The sequence below is a fragment of the Bacillus vallismortis genome (genome assembly GCF_004116955.1).
GTDB classification, from domain to species: Bacteria; Bacillota; Bacilli; order Bacillales; family Bacillaceae; genus Bacillus; species Bacillus vallismortis.
In genome coordinates this window covers 711549-730491 of record NZ_CP026362.1, presented here as the reverse complement: position 1 = coordinate 730491, position 18943 = coordinate 711549, and the positions used below count along the sequence as shown (strand labels likewise).

The following is an 18943-nucleotide window of genomic DNA, read 5'->3' as shown; positions in this document are numbered from 1 at the left end:
GAAAATTCTCTACCGGTTTATCATTTTTTTGATCGCTCCCCAAGCTTCGTCTTTCCCCTTCTTCGTTTCAGAGGAGAAGAGAATCAGCTCGTCTTCCGGATCAATATTTAATGTCTGTCGGACAACTTTTGCGTGTTTGTCCCATTTTCCTTTCGGGATCTTATCCGCCTTTGTAGCGATAATAATGACAGGGATGCCGTAATACTTTAAGAATTCATACATCTGCACATCATCAGCAGACGGCGCATGCCGCAAATCAACGATCTGCACCACTGCTTTCAATTCCTCGCGTGACGTGATGTAGGTTTCAATCATTCTGCCCCAAGCTTCACGCTCAGTCTTTGACACTTTGGCAAAACCGTAACCCGGCACATCCACAAAATGCAGCTCATCATTGATAATGTAGAAATTCAGCGTTTGTGTTTTTCCCGGTTTTGATGATGTTCTCGCAAGATTTTTGCGATTGATTAATGAATTGATAAAAGACGATTTTCCCACGTTCGATCTTCCGGCCAGTGCAATTTCCGGAAGCCCCCCATCAGGGTACTGCTCCGGCTTAACCGCACTGATCACGATTTCTGACTTTGTGACTTTCATTTCTTCTCTCCTACTAAGGCATGTTCCAACACTTCGTCTAAATGGGACGCCAATATAAATGTCAGGCCCTCTCTGACGCTTTCCGGAATATCCTCTATGTCTTTTTCATTTTCTTTAGGCGCAATAATGGTCGTTAATCCCGCTCTGTGTGCGCCAAGCGCTTTTTCCTTTAAACCGCCGATTGGCAGCACGCGCCCGCGAAGCGTGATTTCTCCAGTCATGCCGACTTCACGTGAAACTGCCCGTCCCGTTAAAGCAGAAACAAGGGCTGTTGCCATCGTAATACCGGCTGACGGACCATCTTTAGGCACTGCACCTTCAGGTACATGTATATGAATATCATACTTCTCATGAAAGTCAGGTTCAATGCCAAGTTCTTCTGTTTTTGACCGCACATAGCTGAACGCGGCCTGAGCAGACTCTCTCATGACATCTCCGAGCTTTCCTGTCAGAATCAATTTCCCTTTCCCCGGGGAAAGCGATACTTCAATCGACAGCGTATCTCCGCCGACGGTTGTATAAGCAAGCCCTGTAACGACACCTACCTGATCCTCTGTTTCAGCTTGTCCGTATCTGAAAACGCGCTTTCCGATAAAGTCCTGAAGATTCTTTTCAGTAACTGTAATCCGCTTTCGCTCTTCAGCAACAATGGTTCTTGCGGCCTTCCGGCAAATCGCGGCAAGCTGGCGTTCAAGGCTTCTCACACCAGCTTCTCTCGTGTAGTAGCGGATGATATCGAGAATCGCCTGATCACGCAGCTGCAGGTTGCTTTTCTTAAGCCCGTGTTCCTTGATTTGCTTCGGCAGCAGGTGGTCCTTCACGATTTCAAGTTTTTCTACTTCTGTGTAACCCGCAATATTAATGATTTCCATTCTGTCTCTGAGCGGACCCGGGATCGTGGCCAAATTGTTTGCCGTTGCGATAAACAGCACTTTTGATAAATCAAAGGTTTCTTCAATATAGTGATCACTAAAGGTGCTGTTTTGCTCTGGATCTAGCACTTCAAGCATAGCAGATGACGGGTCGCCTCTGAAATCAGATGACATTTTGTCAATCTCGTCCAATAAGAATACCGGATTCAGCTTGCCTGCTTTTTTCATGCCTTGAATAATACGTCCAGGCATTGCTCCGACATAGGTCCGTCTGTGTCCGCGAATCTCTGATTCGTCACGCACTCCGCCAAGTGAGATTCTGACGAATTTCCGCCCCAAGCTTTTTGCAATTGATTTGGCTAAAGACGTTTTCCCGACACCTGGAGGTCCTGCCAAGCAAAGAATCGGGCCTTTCAGGGATTTTGTCAGCTTCTGGACAGCCAAATATTCCAGAATCCGTTCTTTCACCTTTTCAAGTCCGTGATGCTCTTCGTCCAAGAGACGCCCTGCCTCTTTCAAATCAAGTTTATCATCTGTCTCATCCGTCCACGGGAGAGCGATCAGCCAGTCGATATGGTTGCGGATCACGGAGCTTTCCGCGGAACTTGACGGGATTTTTTCGTATCTGTTTAATTCCTTAAGCGCCGTTTCCTTTACATGGTCAGGCATGCCCGCTTCTTCGATCTTTTCCGTCAGCGTCTGCACTTCACCTGTCTTGCCTTCTTTATCACCAAGCTCTTTTTGAATCGCCTTCATTTGTTCACGCAAGTAATATTCCTTTTGCGTACGCTCCATCGAACGTTTGACGCGCTGGCCGATTTTTTTCTCGATCTCCAGCACTTCTTTTTCATTATTAATAAAATCAATGACCTTGTTCAGTCTGTCTTTGACCTCCGCCGTTTCTAAAATATCCTGCTTATCCTTGAGCTTAAGAGGCAGGTGAGAAGCAACGATGTCTGCCATTCTCCCTGGCTCTTCAATATCAGTAACAGCCGCGTACGTTTCAGCCGAGATTTTTTTAGAAATTTTTATGTACTGATCAAAGTGGTCTAACAAAGTCCGCATCAATGCTTCGTCTTCTGTATCTTTAGAATCATCTTCCTGAATCAGCTGGATGTCGACCGACGTGTAATCCTCATACTCATTGTATTTGACGATCTGGGCGCGCTTGAGGCCCTCAACCAACACACGAATCGTACCGTTCGGAAGCTTCAGCATTTGCTTAATTTTTGTATAGGTGCCGACAGTAAAAATCTCGTCTTCACCCGGTTCGTCTATCGAAATATCCTGCTGAGTGGCTAAAAATATCATATGATCATGCATCATTGCCTGTTCAAGGGCTTGGACCGACTTGTCACGTCCTACATCTAAGTGTAAAACCATCGTCGGATACACTAATAAACCTCTTAAAGGGAGGAGCGGGATGCTGCGTTTTAATTCTTCTGCCATGTGACTGACACCTCCGTGACTTTAGTATGAACCATTATAATACAACTTTTTCATCCTTGTACAATAAACGGCATGGTTCCACTTTTTATAATACAGTCTCCTCGTAGTATACCCTTTCTTTCTGATATGAAAAAGGAAAAGATGTCCTTCATAAAAAAAACCCTATTTTAGAAATAGGGTCAAACGGATTCTTTATTGATTTGCATATGAAGCGGTTTTTGTTCTGTCGGCGGATTCACTAAAATTTCATCAAGCACTTCCTGGAACGTCTTCACTGCAATAATTGCGATTCCGTCAATCTTCTTTAAGATCGTCTGCTGATTTTCATATGGGATAATCACTTTTTTCGCCCCGGATTGCTTTGCTGCTTTTATTTTCGGTATCACGCCTCCAATGGGTTTTACAAGACCATTCAGGCTGATTTCGCCCGTCATGGCAACGGTATTGTCAATTGGGATTTTGTGAATCGCCGAGAAAATCCCTGCTGCCATCGCGATGCCCGCCGACGGCCCGTCAATCGGGATCCCTCCTGGGAAATTAACGTGAATATCATAATCAGACGGCTTCATCCCCATTGTTCGCAGGACGGTTAACACGTTTTCGACCGACCCCTTCGCCATGCTTTTTCTCCGGATTGATTTTGATTGGCTGCCGATACTTTCTTCCTCAGCTATCCCTGTGATATTAATGGATCCTTTCTCCTGAGCCGGGCTTACACTCACTTCGATTTCCAAAAGCGACCCGCTGTTAGGTCCGTATACAGCAAGCCCATTTACGATGCCGACTTGCGGTTCAGCCCCGATTTTCTGCTCGTGCTTTGGAGTAAGCTGGCTGGAATGAATAACCCATTCAATATCCTCAATTGTAATGTCTTTCCGATTCTCTGTTACCGCCATTCCCGCTGCGATTTGTATCATGTTAACGGCTTCCCGCCCGTTCCGCGTAAAGCTCGTCAACAGATCCAGACCTTCAGCAGAAATGTTTTTTTCAATTTTATCCGCTGCTGTTTTGGCAACTGTTTTCAGCTCATCCTTTTCAAGCTCACGGAAAAACACCTCTAAACAGCGGGATCGGATAGCTGGCGGAATTTCATTCGGCATTCTTGTCGTTGCGCCAATCAGGCGAAAATCAGCCGGCAGCCCATTTTGAAAAATATCGTGAATATGATTCGGGATTTGTGTGTTTTCCTCACTGTAATACGCGCTGTCTAAAAAGACTTTTCTATCCTCAAGCACCTTCAGCATTTTATTCATTTGAATAGGATGCAGCTCACCTATTTCATCAATAAACAGCACACCGCCATGAGCATGGGTAACAGCACCCTGCTTCGGCTGCGGAATCCCCGCCTGTCCCATCGCTCCTGCCCCTTGGTATATAGGATCATGGACAGAGCCGATGAGCGGATCGGCAATTCCTCTTTCATCAAATCGTGCTGTTGTCGCATCGAGTTCCACAAAAACAGCCTGCTCTTTAAACGGCGATTGTTTATGTTTTTTCGCTTCTTCTAACACAAGCCGTGCAGCAGCAGTTTTACCGACACCCGGAGGTCCATAGACAATGACATGCTGAGGATTCGGCCCGCACAAAGCGGCCTTTAATGCTTTAATGCCGTCTTCCTGTCCAACGATATCTTGAAAACTTTTGGGGCGGACCTTTTCAGATAATGGTTCGGACAAGCTGATAGCGCGCATTTTCCGAAGCTGCTCCATTTCCTTCTTTGATTCCTTATCTATCGTGACCTTTTGTGTCCTTTGATTTTTAAGCAAATTCCAAAAATACAAACCAATGATGATCCCAAAAAACAGCTGAATAAATAACGCGATCCCTGTCCAACTCATGATGGTCCCTCCTGAAAACAATTTATGTATCCAATTCATTCCTCTGAATGCTAGTATCTCCCACAGGAGACGGGAATAAACGTTTTTCCGGAAGAGTTTGCACGACAAAAAACCTCCTGAATGTCACCACTCAGGAGGTTTGTGCTTATCATTATGCAGATGTTTTGTCTTGGTTTACCTCAGTGCCGTCTTTTAATAAGAGGCGAGGAGGCTCTCCATGTGTCACCGTCGCTCCGGTAATCACACATTTTTCAATGTCATCACGGGAAGGCAGATCAAACATCACATCAAGCATGATGCCTTCAATGATAGAACGAAGTCCGCGAGCGCCAGTCTTGCGTTCAATTGCTTTTTTAGCAATTTCAGAAAGAGCGCCTTCTTCAAACTCAAGCTCAACATTGTCAAGCTCAAGCATTTTCTTGAATTGCTTCACAAGGGCGTTTTTCGGTTTTGTTAAAATCGCAACCAATGCTTCCTCGTCAAGTTTTTCAAGACTTGCAATAACCGGAAGACGTCCGATGAATTCAGGGATTAACCCGAAGCGAAGCAAGTCTTCAGGAAGCACTTTTGAAAGAAGATCCTCTTTCTCAAAATCAGCAGCTTTATTCTCTCCGCCGAATCCAATGACTTTTTGGCCTAAGCGGCGTTTGATGATTTGTTCGATACCATCGAAAGCACCGCCGCAAATGAACAAAATGTTTGTTGTGTCAATTTGAATGAATTCTTGATGAGGATGCTTACGTCCTCCTTGAGGCGGCACGCTTGCCACTGTACCCTCAAGAATTTTAAGCAGCGCCTGCTGTACACCTTCGCCTGACACGTCACGTGTAATAGACGGGTTTTCTGATTTTCTTGCCACTTTATCAATTTCATCAATATAAATAATGCCTTTTTCAGCTTTTTCCACATCATAATCAGCAGCTTGGATGAGCTTCAAAAGAATATTTTCTACATCTTCACCCACGTATCCAGCTTCAGTCAGAGACGTAGCGTCAGCAATCGCAAACGGCACATTTAAAATGCGGGCCAATGTTTGCGCCAGAAGGGTCTTACCGCTTCCTGTAGGACCGATTAAAGAAATATTACTTTTTGAAAGCTCAACATCATCAACTTTGCTGTTAGAGTTAATGCGCTTATAGTGGTTATACACAGCAACAGCGAGTGATTTCTTCGCTTGATCCTGGCCGATGACATATTCATTCAGAATTTCGCGGATTTCCTGAGGCTTTGGTACGTCTTTAAATTCTACTTCTTCCTCTGTTCCGAGTTCTTCCTCCACAATTTCAGTGCAGAGTTCGATACATTCGTCACATATATATACACCAGGTCCGGCTACAAGCTTTCGAACCTGATCTTGTGTTTTTCCACAAAACGAGCATTTTAATTGTCCTTTTTCCTCGTTAAATTTAAACATTCTTTCACCCCTTAATCTTGTCTCACTTTTTCTTTTACCGGCAGAGCAAAAGAAAATGATACTTGAAACGAACGAGTATGTATTGCATTTTACCATACTTTCCAAAAAGACGGTAACAATGTGTTTCTGACTTGCACATTCTATATGTATGACAAAAAACAGCCCTGCATTAACTATCTTGCCCCAAGAAAAAGAGATATATCATAATTGTACAAAACAAGGCACGAATCATTCGCGCCCTGTTTTATTCTTACTATTATTATGCACCATATTAACGGTTTTCTACAAGAAAATCAATCGCTTTGCGAACTTTTAAATCTTCTTTCATCGCGTCAGTAGAACCGATGGCTTGTTTAATATTTTCAACAGGCATGTTGTATGCTTCAGCCATTTTAGAAAGCTCAGCATCAACTTCCTCATCTGATACTTCAAGGTTTTCCGCTTTCGCAATTCCTTCAAGTGTCAGGTTAGATTTAACGCGTTTTTCAGCATCTTCTTTCATTTGCTCTTTTAACGCAGCCTCATCTTGGCCGGAGAATTGAGTGTAAAGCTCAAGGTTCATGCCTTGCATTTGCAGACGCTGTTCGAATTCTTTCAGCATGCGGTCAAGCTCAGTGTCAACCATTGCTTGCGGTACATCGATTTCAGCATTTTCAGAAGCTTTCAGAACAAGCTCTTCACGCAATTTAGCGTCAGCTTCGTTTTCTTTTGCTTCTTCTAAACGTTTCTTTGTTTTCTCAGTTAATTCAGCGAGTGTTTCCACTTCTTCATCGATATCTTTTGCGAATTCATCATCAAGCTCAGGAAGCTCTTTCGCTTTGATTTCGTGAATTTTCACTTTGAACACAGCTGGTTTGCCAGCAAGCTCTTCAGCGTGGTACTCTTCAGGGAATGTCACTTCAACATCCTTCTCAGCACCAGCTTCAAGACCGATTAGCTGCTCTTCGAAGCCAGGAATGAATGAACCAGAACCAACTTCAAGAGAGTAGTTTTCTGCTTGTCCGCCTTCGAATGCTTCGCCATCAACGAATCCTTCGAAATCCAGAACAACTGTGTTTCCTTCTTCAACAGCGCCTTCTTCTTTGACAACAAGCTCCGCTTGACGCTCTTGAAGCGCTTTTAGTTCGTTTTGAACATCTTCGTCAGTTACAGTTGCATCGTCTTTTTCAACGCCCAGGCCTTTGTATTCGCCAAGCTTCACTTCAGGTTTCACTGTTACTTTCGCAGTGAAGATTAAGCTTTCGCCTTTTTCGATTTTTTCAACATCGATTTCAGGACGGTCTACAGGCTCGATTCCAGCTTCTTCAACCGCTTTAGGGTATTCTACAGGAAGAAGAATATCCAAAGCGTCTTGGTAAAGAGCTTCTACGCCAAAACGCTGTTCGAATAATCCGCGAGGAATTTTACCTTTACGGAATCCAGGAATTGAAACTTGTTTTACAACTTTTTTAAATGCATCATCAAGTGCTGTTTTAAACGTTTCAGCATCAACTTCAACCGTTAAAACGCCTTCGTTGCCTTCTTGTTTTTCCCATTTTACAGACATGTGTTTCCCTCCAAAAATCTATTCAGGTTGTGTCGGTCTTCCATTCTAAAGCAATCATTCGGCTTCGTCCAACAAAAACAAAGCTGCCAAAGATCAGAATCATTATGTATAGGTGTGAATAATGAACTGCAAAGCCTGTCCAACCGTTTTTCTTATAACCCGTTATACACAAATACAACCATTATATTATAACATAACACTTAGCGCTTTCAACTATATGGCGCGATTTACAAATAAGAAATTTCTTCAATATCTTTTATCATGGTGCACGCTTCATCGAGTTCTCTGTCGGTAAACTCATACATCATATGAAGTTCTTCTCTTTCAATTTCGATCCCGTGCATCTCGTAACCGACTTTATGCAGGGCAGCCGCCCAAAGGTCAGCCGACAGCAATTTCGGCTGGAACGGATATAAAACGTACATATGTCTTCTCCACAGTTCTTCCACTGCCGCATACAAGGTCGGATTTTCATTTCCAAGCGTCTCATCCAGCACACGGAGAACACGGTGTAAAATCGGAGCGGCATCAGGCGGGACAATCTCAGACGGTTCAATGGTCAGCGACTCGCCAAATTTAGTAATGTGCACGGGTTTGCTATACTCGTGCTCAGCAAGCAGCATGACGATCATGGTTTTGATAATCGGGTGAGCCGAGGGGTCTTGAAGGAGTGTTTTGAGCAGACCTGTATACTTCGCTACATTCCGCTCTTTTAAGGAATGAATTAAATTCATTTGCTCCTCAGGGCTTGCCAGCACTTTCTCCGTATCAATGGTATCCTCATATTCCTCTGCCCAAGCCTCATCCTCACGTTCCGGATCGGTCATTTTACGGCTGAAATCAAGCAGCTTATAAAATTGCTCGGCACTTTCCGCAGGCAGCTGATTTTCTTCCAAAACAGCTTCAATCGTGCTTTTGACTTCTTCATATTTTTTGAGCTGAATTAAGATGGTCATGTACACCTGCAAAACCGTAAAATAATGGCCATAGCCTTCTTTTAGCATCTTCTCGCAGACGCTTTTTGCCTCTTCCAATTCGCCCAGCTCCAAAAAGCAGATGGCCATCCCTAAGTGAAGATCGGATTCAGTATCGTCATATTTCATCGCTTCTGAAAACAGATCAAGCGCTTCTTGATACTTTTTTTCCTTCAGTGATGACATCCCTTTTTCCACAAGACGGTCTTTCAGATGAGGAAAAGGAATAATTTTTGCGTTCTTCTTGTCATGCGTCATACCTATATTCCTTTCAGGCATTTATTTTGTTCAAGTGTAACAACACCTGTGAACAAAAACAAGGAATGAAAGGTTTCACCAGGTGAAAAAAGCCGCCGGCATTTGTCCGGCGGCTTTTTTCAGGCTTGAAGCCAAGAGCTTCTTTGTGCTTCAAATTGCTTGATCTCATCTTCAAGCAAAAGCGTTAATGAAATTTCATCATAGCCGTTGATAAGCATCTCTTTCCAGTGCGGATCAACTTCAAAAGAAATTTGATTGCCTTCACTGTCGTAAATAAGCTGATTTTCAAGATCAACAGTCATTTGCAATGACTGGTTTTCATACTGGCCGACAAGCGTTCTCCAATTGTCATATGGCATGCGAATCGGCAGCATGCCGTTCTTAAAGCAGTTCTGGTGGAAAATATCAGCAAATGACGGCGCGATAATAATTTTAAACCCATAATCATCAAGCGCCCATGGAGCGTGTTCACGCGATGACCCGCACCCGAAGTTCTCCCCTGCTATTAAGATGGAAGCCCCTTGATAAGCAGGCTGGTTTAATTCAAATTCAGGGTTCGGTTCGCCTTTCTCATCATATCTCCAGTCAAAGAATGCAAAACGGCCGTAGCCTGTTCTTTCAATTCTCTTCAAAAATTGTTTCGGAATAATCTGGTCTGTGTCAACATTGATTCGATTTAATACGGCCGCTTTCCCCGTATGTGTTTTTAAAGGTTCCATCTCGCGCACTCCTTACATAACTGTTTTTTCCTGATAAAACTTTCTGACATCAACGAAGTGTCCGTGAATGGCAGCCATCGCAGCCATTGCCGGACTGACGAGATGTGTTCTTGCACCTTTTCCTTGTCTGCCTTCGAAGTTGCGGTTAGAGGTTGACGCACAGCGCTCTCCTTCAGGAACAACGTCATTATTCATGCTTAAACACATGCTGCAGCCTGACTCTCTCCATTCAAATCCAGCTTCCAAGAAAATCTGGTCAAGCCCTTCTTTTTCAGCCTGAAGCTTCACGCTTTGAGATCCGGGAACGACAATGGCTCTTACGCTGGCAGCTACCTTCTTCCCTTTGATCATATCAGCTGCCTGGCGAAGGTCAGTCATGCGGGAATTTGTGCAGGAACCAATAAATACGTGCTCCACTTTGATGTCTTCAATTTTCTGAAGAGGACTCAGCCCCATATATTCATAAGCGCGAATCGCTTCTTTTTTGTCATCTTCTGCGGAAAAGCTCTCCGGCGCAGGAACTTCGGAATCGACAGGAAGAACCATTCCCGGGTTGATGCCCCATGTCACCATCGGAGAAATGTCGTTGCCGTCAAGGACGATAGATTTATCGTACACAGCGCCTGGATCTGTGCGCAGCGCCTTCCATTCCTCTACGGCTTTATCAAATTCTTCGCCTTTTGGCGTGTACTTGCGGTTTTGGCAATATTCAAATGTTACCTCATCAGGCGCAATTAAACCTGCTCTAGCCCCTGCTTCAATTGACATGTTACAAACAGTCATCCGTTCATCCATCGTCATATTTCTGAATACTTCCCCAGTGTATTCAATGACGTAGCCAGTGCCGAATTTCACTCCGTATTTGCCGATGACAGCAAGAATGACATCCTTTGCCGTTACCCCTTTTTGAAGCGTTCCGTCTACGCGCACTTCAAGTGTTTTCGGACGCTGTTGCCAAAGTGTCTGTGTCGAAAGGACATGCTCAACTTCACTCGTCCCGATTCCGAATGCAAGGGCGCCGAATGCCCCATGGGTTGATGTATGGCTGTCGCCGCATACGATCGTTTTCCCTGGAAGAGTCAAACCCAGTTCAGGACCGACAACATGGACAATCCCTTGATCCACACTGTGAAGATCGGCAAGGCGCACGCCAAATTCTTCACAGTTTCGTTCAAGCGCCGTCACTTGGCGTTTCGCCACTTCATCCTTTATCTCAAATCGATTGACGGTCGGGATGTTGTGGTCCATTGTCGCAAATGTATTTTGGGGTCTTCTGACCTTTCTTCCCTTTTGTCTCAACCCTTCAAAAGCCTGAGGAGACGTCACCTCATGAATAAGATGCAAATCAATATAGAGAAGATCCGGTTTTCCCTCACCATGTTTCACAATATGCTGATCCCAAATCTTTTCGATGATTGTTCGAGGCATCACTTTTATTTCCTCCCTCTACCTATGAACTAAGACCGCTTCACGTAAGCTGTCACACATTAGAAATTGTTTTTTTACTCATTATTGCTGCCTTAACTTCCTCTGTAATGGCCTGAGTGCCGCTGAACTCTTCGCCTCGTGCCAAGTCTCTTGTTCTTTTTCCGGAAGTTAAAACTTTGTTAACCGCATCTTCTACAGCTTTCGCTTCCTCTTCAAGCCCGAAAGATGTTCTCAAAAGCATTGCCGCTGACAATATGGCCGCGAACGGATTTGCCATCCCTTTTCCGGCTATGTCAGGCGCGGAGCCATGAACAGGCTCAAACAGATGGAGACCTGAGCTTGATAGGCTGGCTGACGGGAGCATTCCGAGTGAGCCTGTAAGCATGGAGGCTTCATCGCTTAAAATGTCACCGAACATGTTTTCAGTCACCACGACATCAAATTGATTCGGTGCATAAATCAGCTGCATGGCTGCGTTATCCACAAGCATGTGCTCCAGCTTCACATCAGGAAAGTCTTTTGCAACGTCCTCAGCCACTTCACGCCACAGTCTGCTTGATTCAAGAACGTTCGCTTTATCAATAGAGGTTACCTTGCCTTTTCTGGCTGCGGCCATTTTGAAGCCCTCTCTGATCACGCGTTCAATTTCCGTTCGCTTATAAAACAGTGTGTCTACAGCTTCCTGCTCACCTTCCGTGTTTACATAGCGCTTGCTCGGCTGGCCGAAATACAAGCCGCCTGTCAGCTCACGGACGATAACGAAATCAACGTGATCTATATATTCTTTTTTCAAAGGTGAAGCGTCGGAAAGGCTCTCAAACACCTTCACAGGCCGCAAATTCGCAAACAAATCAAGCTGTTTTCTGATGCTGAGCAGCCCTTTTTCCGGTCTGAGCTCTGATGGATTTTGATCCCATTTCGGTCCGCCGACAGCGCCGAGCAATATCGCGTCCGCGTTTTTGCAAGCCGCAACGGTTTCCTCCGGGAGGGGGTTGTTATATTCATCAATCGCCGCCCCTCCAATTAGGCCAGATTCAAATTCGAATTCATGATGAAAGCGTTCGGCAACACTTTTCAGGACGTCTGTCGCTGATTCTAATACTTCAGGGCCGATCCCGTCACCAGGCAATAGAGCAATACGTTTCTTCAAGTTAACCGTTCTCCTTTCTTTTATGACCCGACAGCTGTATGGTTTTTAAGTCCGCTCATATTCGACTGGAAAACCAATTGACGGTTGACTGCGTTCAAATAGGCTTTTGCTGAAGCTTCTAACACGTCTTGCGCTATGCCCCGCCCTGCTGATTCTTTTCCATTCACTACTACTCTTACATACACCTGGGCAAATGCGTCTTCGCCTTTTCTGTTAGACTGAATGCGGTAGTCCAAGAGCTCCACGTCTTTATCGATGCAGCGCTCAAGCGTGTTGTAGATCGCTTCCACGCTTCCGGCTCCAGTTGCCGCTTCCTGAATAAGCTCTGCGTTTTCTTGATTTTTCAAAGAAAGGGTTGCTGTAGGAACCTGACTTGTTCCGTAATGCACTTGCAGAGAAAGAAATTCATACCCAATCTTGCGGTCTGTTACTTTTTCTTCTAAAATAAGAGCAACAAGATCCTCATCAGTGATTTCTTTTTTCTTCTCAGTCAACTCTTTGAACATCGTAAAGAATTTATTAATCTCTTCACTGTCAAATTGGAACCCTAAAGCAGTCAGACGGTCTTTAAACGCGTGGCGTCCGGAATGTTTACCCAGGACAAGCGCATCTGCTGTTACACCTACAAGCTCCGGTGAAATAATTTCATAAGTCGTTTTTTCTTTTAAGAAGCCATCCTGATGGATGCCCGATTCATGTGCAAATGCATTATCGCCCACAACCGCTTTATTGCGCGGAACAGCCATGCCTGTCAGCTTGCTTACCAAATCGCTTGTTCGCTTAATTTCGTTCATTGTAATGCCTGTTTCAACTTGATAGAAATCTTTTCTGATATGAAGGGCAACGGCAATTTCCTCTAATGCGGCGTTACCGGCTCTTTCACCGATCCCGTTGACAGCACATTCGATTTGATCAGCGCCACTTTCAATCGCAGCAAGAGAGTTTGCGACCGCCATTCCCAAATCATCGTGACAGTGAGCTGAAAGCTTTGCTTGATGAATGTTCGAAACGTTTTCCTTCATATACTTAAAGATATTTCCGTATTCTGCTGGAGCCAGGTAGCCGACTGTATCCGGAAGATTGATCACACTGGCGCCAGCGTCAATGACTTTCTCGACGATTTCCGCTAAAAACGGCAGTTCAGTGCGGCAGGCATCTTCAGCTGACCATTGCACAACCGGAAAACGCTCTTTTGCGTATTTCACCATTTCAACGGCTCTTGCGATGACTTGCTCGCGAGTCATGTTCAGCTTGTGTTTCAAATGAATGTCCGATGTGGCAATAAATACGTGAATTCTCGGGTAAGCACCATCTTTTAACGCTTCCCAAGCAGCATCAATATCACCCTTTACACAGCGGGCAAGACCAGTCACCGAGCAATTTTTAATGGTTCTTGCGATTTCCTGAACAGCTAAAAAGTCACCTCGGGACGAAGCGGGAAACCCCGCTTCAATGATATCTGCCCCGAGTCTTTCGAGCTGCTTTGCTATGGCAAGTTTCTCCTGTGTATTTAAGTTCACGCCAGGAGACTGTTCACCATCACGAAGCGTCGTATCGAAAACATTAATTTTGCGCAACGGAGACCACCGCTTCCTTCTTCTTGCCTTGTTTCACAAACGGCATCATTTCACGAAGCTTTCTTCCCACCACTTCGATTTGATGTTCGTTTTCGCTCGCGTTGATAGCGTTGAAACGAGGACGGTTTACTTGGTTTTCGACGATCCACTCTTTTGCGAATGTACCGTTTTGGATATCTTTTAATACTTCTTTCATCGACTCTTTTACTTGAGCATCAACAACGCGCGGTCCTGATACGAAATCTCCCCACTGTGCTGTGTCAGAGATTGAATATCTCATGCCCGCAAGCCCTTCTTCATACATAAGGTCTACGATTAGTTTCAGCTCGTGAAGACACTCGAAGTATGCAAGTTCAGGCTGGTAACCTGCTTCAGTTAATGTTTCAAATCCAGCTTTTACAAGCGCGCTTAATCCGCCGCAAAGAACTGCTTGCTCACCGAACAAATCCGTTTCTGTTTCTTCTTTAAATGTCGTTTCCAAAACGCCAGCTCTCGCGCCGCCGATTCCTTTTGCATACGCAAGGGCTTTGTCTCTTGCTTCTCCAGTCACATCTTGGTAAATCGCGAACAATGCCGGTACGCCAGCTCCTTGCTCATATGTTCTTCTGACCAAGTGCCCTGGACCTTTAGGCGCTACCAAGAAAACATCTACATCCGCTGGCGGAACGATTTGATGGAAATGAACGTTAAATCCGTGAGCGAACACCAATGATTTTCCAGCTGTCAATTCCTCTTTAATTTCAGCTTCGTAAACTTTTTGCTGCTGTTCATCCGGAAGCAGCACCATGATGATTTCCGCTTGGGCTGCCGCTTCTTTTACTGTAAATACTTTATGTCCGTCTTCTTGGGCCTGTGTGAAAGATTTTCCTTGTCTAACACCGACGATCACGTCAACTCCGCTTTCTTTAAGGTTCAGGGCATGTGCATGGCCTTGTGAACCGTACCCGATAACCGCTACTGTTTTCCCAGCCAATACATTCTCTTTGATATCACCGTTATAATATACTTTTACCATTTCAATCTCTCCCTTGTTATGTTTTATACAATAGATATTGTTTTATTGGATGACGCCTTTTGCTGGGTTCCCCTCGCAAAAGCCGTTGTACCTGTTCTCGCGATTTCTTTAATGCCATAAGGTTTTAACAATTCAATAAGCGCTTCAATTTTGTTAGATTCGCCTGTCACCTGAACAACGATACTGTCTCTGCTGACATCAACGACAGAGGCTCTGAACGGTTCTATCATTCCATTAATCTCTGATCTCGTTGACGGTGCGGAAACGACCTTGATTAAGGCCAGCTCCCTCTGAACAATCGATTGATTCGTGATGTCTGTGACTTTCAGTACATCAATCTGTTTGTTGAGCTGTTTTGTCAGCTGTTCAACATCATTTTCTCCATCAACGTGAACGACAAAGGTGATTCTGGAAACGCCGGTTGTTTCTGTGTGGCCAACCGTAATGCTTTCAATGTTGTAATGTCTTTTGGTAAATAGACCGGTGATCCGGTTTAATACGCCGGAACGGTTCACCACAGTCAATGTGATAATTCTTTTCAAGGTTTCACCCCCACCATTTCATGCAGCCCTTTCCCCGGAGCCACCATCGGGAACACTTTTTCTTCTCTTGCAACCCGTACGTCAATGACAACCGGTTCTTTTGATGTCAATGCCTCTTCCAGCTTTTCTTTCGCTTCCGCATCTGATGAAATTCTGATGCCTTTAATGCCGTAGGCTTCTGACAATTTGACGAAATCAGGCTGAGAAGCAAATTTAGATTCTGAATAGCGTTCTTCATAGAAAATTTCCTGCCACTGTCTGACCATTCCGAGACAAGCATTATTTAAAATGATAACTTTGACCGGCAGATTCAATTCGCGAATGACATCGAGTTCTTGGAGCGTCATTTGAAAACCGCCGTCCCCAAGAACCGCCACTACAGTAGCCTCTTTATCAGCCAGCTGTGCGCCAATTGCTGCCGGAAGGCCGAATCCCATCGTTCCAAGTCCGCCTGATGTGACCCATTTATCTGCTTGTTGGAATGGATAAAATTGCGCTGACCACATTTGATGCTGGCCGACATCCGTTGCGACAATGGCCTCGCCATTTGTAAATTGATGAATATATTCAATCAATTTCTGAGGTTTAAAGCCGTCTTCTTCATGATCTACATACCAGAGCGGGTACTCTTCTTTCCATTTGGCGAGCTGTGTTTTCCATTCGCTTGAATCGCTTTGTCTTCCGTCTTGTTTGATCAGCTCCTGCAGGACCATTTTGCTGTCTCCGACTACAGGAATCTGCGTTTTCATGATTTTTCCGATTTCAGCCGGATCAATATCGATATGGGCAATCTTTGCGTTTCTTGCAAAGTGCTTCAGGTTTCCTGTGACGCGATCATCAAAACGGGCGCCGATACTGATTAAAAGGTCACAATCATGAAGGGCCATGTTGGCTGTATAAGTGCCGTGCATTCCCGCCATCCCCAAGAAAAGCGGATGGTCCGCCGGGAAGCCTCCAAGCCCCAAAAGGGTGTGTGCCACAGGGATTTGCTGCTGTTCTGCATAATTTTTTAATTCTTCTGACGCTTTTCCATGCAATACGCCCGCACCCGCCAGAATCACCGGTTTCTTCGCGCTGCTTACCGCTTCGACAAGCTTGCGGATCTGCAAATAATTCGGCTCTATTGTCGGCTGGTATCCCGGGAGATTCATTTCATGATCGTAGCTGAATTCTCCTTCAATTGTTGCGACATCTTTCGGAATATCAATCAGCACAGGTCCGGGTCTTCCAGTTGTTGCAATATGGAATGCCTCTTTAATGATGCGCGGCAGATCTTCAGGCTGGCGTACCTGATAGCTGTGTTTTGTCACCGGCATCGTAATTCCTAAAATATCCGCTTCCTGAAATGCATCACTCCCGATAACGGATGTGGCTACCTGCCCTGTAAAGACGACTAGTGGCAATGAATCAATCATGGCATCCGCAAGGCCTGTAACGAGGTTTGTCGCTCCCGGGCCAGACGTGGCAATGACGACGCCCGGTTTTCCAGAGACTCTTGCGTATCCTTCCGCTGCATGAATCGCACCTTGTTCGTGACGGGGAAGGATATGTACCATCCCTGAATGATAAAGCTTATCGTAGATCGGAAGCACAGCCCCGCCCGGGTAACCGAATATCATTTCTACTTTCTCTTTTTTTAATGATTCAATCAGCATTAATGCTCCGCTCATCGTCTGTGTACATTTGGCAGATGCTGAATCCACCTGTACATTAGTCCCCATTTTCAGTTCCTCCTTTTGGATTTTCATCCTCTAAAGATCGTTTTATTAGTTTGATAGCTGACTATTCAATAAAAAGAGCCTTTCCACCCACAATCAGCCGCGCAGTGATGCGATAGCTAAAAGGGGCGAAAAGGCTCTTCTTTCCGCGGTACCACCCTTGTTTACGGCCTATTGAATCAGCCGTCTCATGGATATTTCTATCCGCTTTAATAACGAGTGAATCAAGTTCACCCGGCCAAGTCCTACTATGGTTTCAGACTGGCACTCTGAGGCGAGTTCACCTTGTAAAGCTTCGCCGGTTCTCAGCTACCCCGGTTCTCTGTGGAAAGCTTTATCAAGGCTACTTATCCTCATCTGCGCTTTTCATATTCAGCCCCCGAAACAGCTTTTTCAGCTGTTGAAGAAGGTCGTTTGTTTTTTCATTTTTCAGAATCATATTGCGATCTTTTTTGCTTGTGAAGCTTGCGTTTATCTTTTGTTGAACTCATATTACGCCGCTTTGGACGCAGTGTCAACAGCATTTTTTAAAATTATTAGACAATTTTGATTAATCAATCTATATTGTATACGCTTTCATTATTGGTGTATAAGGAATTGTAAATGTTAAAAGTTTTTATAATTTTTTTATTAATCTATCAATAATACAACAGAATATCCCAATCCGATAGAAACATGTCATAAAATATAACGTGTTATCGTCTCGACAAGATTATAGGTATGGAAGATCGGATAGGCACTTCCATTACTCCCCCAGCATACATTGAAGGTATCTTGCAAAGAAAAGGTGATACGATGAATAAATCATTAGCTGATATGCAAGGGATTCCCTTGGGCTTTCCCAGCTTGCCTCAGCCATATTATCCGGCAGCTCCTGCCTTTTATCAGCAGCCATTTGGAAACATTGGGTACGGACAGCCGTACAGCCAGTCATACAGTCCCATGAGCACTCCATCTGCTATGTACTCTTCATTCCCATATGCATCAGGATTTTACGGACAGCAATTTGCAGGGGCTGGCTATAGCGGCCACGGGGTCGGTTTCGGTATCCCGGCGACGCACGCCGTTGAATTCAGCGGAGCACCCGGCGCTCACGTAGGGTTTCGATAGTAAGGCCGAACATTGTTTTCGGCCTCTTTTTTTCACTTTGAAATGCCTGATACAAAACAAATCATGCCAAACACGATTCATACCGGCAGATTTTCTGTCTTTCTATTTGGAAAAAGGACGTAATATGCATATGATGAAATCAGTTATGTTCTGAAAACCCGCGAATTTTTGAGGAGGAATAGAATTGTTTATAAAAATAGATGATGTAACTGGACACGAAGTGATTTCATTTGTGAATGAGCATTTACATAGCATGACACTCATGTCCCCGCCAGAAAGCATCCATGCTCTAGATGCAGAAAGGCTGAAAGGGCCTAAAATGACATTTTGGAGCGCATGGGAGGACAACGAACTAGCCGGCTGCGGAGCGCTTAAAGAACTGGACAGCAGGCATGGAGAAATCAAGTCGATGCGGACCGCTGCATCCCATTTAAGAAAAGGCGTTGCCAAACAAGTTCTCAAGCACATCCTGAGTGAAGCTAGGAAGCGAGGCTATGAGCGGATAAGCTTAGAAACGGGTTCAATGGCCTCATTTGAGCCGGCAAGAAAATTGTATGAAAGCTTTGGTTTTCAGTACTGTGAACCGTTTGCTGACTATGTTGAAGATCCGAACAGTGTGTTTATGACGAAGAAGCTGTGAATTTTTATAGGATAGATAAGTGCAGAGGAGGATCTGACTTATCTATCCTTTTTTGTCCCTTGAATCTCTCCCAATGCTTTTCATTTTGTTTATTTC

15 protein-coding genes and 1 other annotated feature are annotated in these 18943 nt (G+C 44.7%); of the genes, 2 read left to right on the top strand and 13 right to left on the bottom strand.

Annotated elements, in window-relative coordinates; all coding sequences use genetic code 11:
* Positions 1-9: 9 nt before the first annotated feature.
* The 13 genes from yihA to ilvB form a co-directional block, all read right to left on the bottom strand.
* A complete protein-coding gene (gene yihA, locus BV11031_RS03925) occupies positions 10-597 on the bottom strand; it encodes a ribosome biogenesis GTP-binding protein YihA/YsxC (protein WP_010330252.1) in 588 nt (195 codons plus the stop codon).
* Entirely contained in the window at positions 594-2918 is a 2325-nt protein-coding gene (gene lon / locus BV11031_RS03920; RefSeq protein WP_010330251.1) for an endopeptidase La, read from the bottom strand. The genes yihA and lon overlap by 4 nt, the downstream gene beginning before the upstream one ends.
* A gap of 179 nt (positions 2919-3097) precedes the next feature.
* Positions 3098-4756: an ATP-dependent protease LonB gene (gene lonB, locus BV11031_RS03915; RefSeq protein WP_010330250.1), complete on the bottom strand. Its 1659-nt coding sequence runs from the start codon at positions 4754-4756 to the stop codon at positions 3098-3100.
* Positions 4757-4907: 151 nt separating this feature from the next.
* A complete protein-coding gene (gene clpX / locus BV11031_RS03910) occupies positions 4908-6170 on the bottom strand; it encodes an ATP-dependent protease ATP-binding subunit ClpX (RefSeq protein ID WP_010330249.1) in 1263 nt (420 codons plus the stop codon).
* A gap of 271 nt (positions 6171-6441) precedes the next feature.
* Positions 6442-7716, bottom strand: a complete 1275-nt coding sequence (gene tig / locus BV11031_RS03905; RefSeq protein WP_010330248.1) for a trigger factor — start codon at positions 7714-7716, stop codon at positions 6442-6444.
* 227 nt (positions 7717-7943) lie between these two features.
* Positions 7944-8948 carry a DNA damage checkpoint antagonist DdcA gene (ddcA, locus tag BV11031_RS03900; protein ID WP_129550685.1) on the bottom strand — a complete coding sequence of 335 codons (1005 nt, stop codon included), beginning with the start codon at positions 8946-8948 and terminating at the stop codon, positions 7944-7946.
* Between the two features lie 119 nt (positions 8949-9067).
* Complete coding sequence (gene leuD, locus BV11031_RS03895) at positions 9068-9667, bottom strand: 3-isopropylmalate dehydratase small subunit (protein WP_010330247.1); 600 nt, start codon at positions 9665-9667, stop codon at positions 9068-9070.
* 12 nt (positions 9668-9679) lie between these two features.
* Positions 9680-11098 (bottom strand): 3-isopropylmalate dehydratase large subunit, encoded by a 1419-nt coding sequence (gene leuC / locus BV11031_RS03890; protein WP_010330246.1) that lies wholly within the window; start codon positions 11096-11098, stop codon positions 9680-9682.
* Between the two features lie 49 nt (positions 11099-11147).
* On the bottom strand, positions 11148-12245 hold the full coding sequence (gene leuB / locus BV11031_RS03885; RefSeq protein WP_010330245.1) for a 3-isopropylmalate dehydrogenase: 1098 nt from the start codon (positions 12243-12245) through the stop codon (positions 11148-11150).
* Positions 12246-12265: 20 nt separating this feature from the next.
* Positions 12266-13822, bottom strand: a complete 1557-nt coding sequence (locus BV11031_RS03880; RefSeq protein ID WP_010330244.1) for a 2-isopropylmalate synthase — start codon at positions 13820-13822, stop codon at positions 12266-12268.
* Positions 13809-14837, bottom strand: coding sequence for a ketol-acid reductoisomerase (gene ilvC / locus BV11031_RS03875; protein ID WP_010330243.1), 1029 nt, complete (start codon positions 14835-14837; stop codon positions 13809-13811). The genes BV11031_RS03880 and ilvC overlap by 14 nt, the downstream gene beginning before the upstream one ends.
* A gap of 23 nt (positions 14838-14860) precedes the next feature.
* Positions 14861-15379, bottom strand: a complete 519-nt coding sequence (gene ilvN / locus BV11031_RS03870; RefSeq protein WP_010330242.1) for an acetolactate synthase small subunit — start codon at positions 15377-15379, stop codon at positions 14861-14863.
* Positions 15376-17100 carry an acetolactate synthase large subunit gene (gene ilvB / locus BV11031_RS03865; RefSeq protein WP_010330241.1) on the bottom strand — a complete coding sequence of 575 codons (1725 nt, stop codon included), beginning with the start codon at positions 17098-17100 and terminating at the stop codon, positions 15376-15378. Before ilvB ends, ilvN begins: the two co-directional genes overlap by 4 nt.
* 118 nt (positions 17101-17218) lie before the next feature.
* Positions 17219-17466: a binding site (T-box leader), on the bottom strand.
* A 426-nt stretch (positions 17467-17892) separates the two neighbouring features.
* Here ilvB and BV11031_RS03860 point away from each other — a divergent pair.
* On the top strand, positions 17893-18207 hold the full coding sequence (locus BV11031_RS03860) for an inner spore coat protein CotQ (RefSeq protein WP_026014518.1): 315 nt from the start codon (positions 17893-17895) through the stop codon (positions 18205-18207).
* 184 nt (positions 18208-18391) lie between these two features.
* Positions 18392-18847, top strand: a complete 456-nt coding sequence (locus BV11031_RS03855; RefSeq protein ID WP_010330240.1) for a GNAT family N-acetyltransferase — start codon at positions 18392-18394, stop codon at positions 18845-18847.
* Positions 18848-18943: the final 96 nt, after the last annotated feature.

Bases quoted from the DNA above. Each gene is read 5' to 3' on its own strand.
- yihA (WP_010330252.1), bottom strand. From the start codon at position 597: ATGAAAGTCACAAAGTCAGAAATCGTGATCAGTGCGGTTAAGCCGGAG.
- lon (WP_010330251.1), bottom strand. From the start codon at position 2,918: ATGGCAGAAGAATTAAAACGCAGCATCCCGCTCCTCCCTTTAAGAGGT.
- lonB (WP_010330250.1), bottom strand. From the start codon at position 4,756: ATGAGTTGGACAGGGATCGCGTTATTTATTCAGCTGTTTTTTGGGATC.
- clpX (WP_010330249.1), bottom strand. From the start codon at position 6,170: ATGTTTAAATTTAACGAGGAAAAAGGACAATTAAAATGCTCGTTTTGT.
- tig (WP_010330248.1), bottom strand. From the start codon at position 7,716: ATGTCTGTAAAATGGGAAAAACAAGAAGGCAACGAAGGCGTTTTAACG.
- ddcA (WP_129550685.1), bottom strand. From the start codon at position 8,948: ATGACGCATGACAAGAAGAACGCAAAAATTATTCCTTTTCCTCATCTG.
- leuD (WP_010330247.1), bottom strand. From the start codon at position 9,667: ATGGAACCTTTAAAAACACATACGGGGAAAGCGGCCGTATTAAATCGA.
- ilvC (WP_010330243.1), bottom strand. From the start codon at position 14,837: ATGGTAAAAGTATATTATAACGGTGATATCAAAGAGAATGTATTGGCT.
- ilvB (WP_010330241.1), bottom strand. From the start codon at position 17,100: ATGGGGACTAATGTACAGGTGGATTCAGCATCTGCCAAATGTACACAG.
- BV11031_RS03860 (WP_026014518.1), top strand. From the start codon at position 17,893: ATGAATAAATCATTAGCTGATATGCAAGGGATTCCCTTGGGCTTTCCC.